Here is a 711-nt window from a genome sequence, read left to right on the forward strand (position 1 = left end):
GCGAAAGCTCGCCCTCAACATGCTCAAGCGCGCCAGGCCTTCAATCTCCATCCGTCGCAAGCGAAAGCGATCCGGATGGTCCAACGACTTCGCTCGTTCCATCCTCGGCCAAATGCGATAGCCCTGGGTATTTTGCCCATGCCCCTTCCCATTCTCCGGCGCCTCTGCTATGGGGCAGCCCGAAATCCCGTCAACTCGCGGCAGGTCGGCGATCGCTCGAAGACGATCGCCCGGGTTCGATGTGGAAACGAACGAGCCCGGCTTTGCCGGACGTGACGATGACCAACGGATCGGCGCCGCCTCGGTCGCGCGCCTTCGGGACCAACGGAGCAGGACATGGCCGTACCCAAAAGAAAGACCACGCCGTCCAAGCGCGGCATGCGCCGCTCGGCGGACGCCATCAAGGCCCCGACCTATGTCGAGGACAAGAATTCCGGCGAACTGCGCCGGCCGCACCACATCGACCTGAAGACCGGCATGTATCGCGGTCGCCAGGTCCTGGCGGTCAAGGACGAAGACTGACCTCCGCTGACGCGGTGCATTCTTGAATGAGGGCGGGCTCGGCGAAGGTCGGGCCCGCTTGTTTTCATCGAAAAAAACCTCCACCTCTGGTGGAGGAGCAGATGGGTTCGACACCGTATAAAAGAAACCTCCGTGCTTGAGCCACGAAGTGGGCAAGAGCGGAGGTCATAGTGGACGATAACCATCTAT

1 protein-coding gene and 1 pseudogene are annotated in these 711 nt (G+C 61.5%); both read left to right on the forward strand.

The annotated features are described in order from the left end of the window. Positions 1-121: pseudogene (locus SMD10_RS25490) on the forward strand (ISAs1 family transposase); the annotation flags it as partial. Between the two features lie 215 nt (positions 122-336). Continuing rightward, on the forward strand, positions 337-522 hold the full coding sequence (gene rpmF, locus SMD10_RS25495) for a 50S ribosomal protein L32 (RefSeq protein WP_331688513.1): 186 nt from the start codon (positions 337-339) through the stop codon (positions 520-522). Positions 523-711 lie beyond the last annotated feature (189 nt).

Source organism: Consotaella aegiceratis, from assembly GCF_036541425.1.
In the GTDB taxonomy this organism is placed as follows: domain Bacteria; phylum Pseudomonadota; class Alphaproteobacteria; order Rhizobiales; family Rhizobiaceae; genus Consotaella; species Consotaella aegiceratis.